This window comes from Staphylococcus sp. 191 (assembly GCF_011174885.1).
Lineage (GTDB): Bacteria > Bacillota > Bacilli > Staphylococcales > Staphylococcaceae > Staphylococcus > Staphylococcus coagulans.
Genome location: NZ_PNRJ01000050.1, coordinates 1 through 246, shown reverse-complemented (window position 1 = coordinate 246; position 246 = coordinate 1). Strand labels below are relative to the sequence as shown.

1 pseudogene is annotated in these 246 nt (G+C 38.6%); it reads left to right on the top strand.

Annotation, left to right across the window (positions count from 1 at the left end):
• Positions 1-246 (top strand): annotated as a pseudogene (locus C1H58_RS12170) (phosphopentomutase); the annotation flags it as partial.

Below are 246 nucleotides of genomic sequence, written 5' to 3'. Positions count from 1 at the left end.
CACTTGAAGAATTGTATGACATTTGTGAAAAAGTACGTGAATTAACAAAAGACCCGAAATATTTAGTCGGTCGCGTAATTGCACGTCCATATGTTGGTGAACCGGGGCATTTCACAAGAACAAGTAATCGTCATGACTATGCCTTAAAACCTTTTGGCCCAACAGTGATGAACACACTTAAAGATCATGACTATGATGTCATTGCCATCGGTAAAATCAATGATATTTTCGATGGAGAAGGTGTCA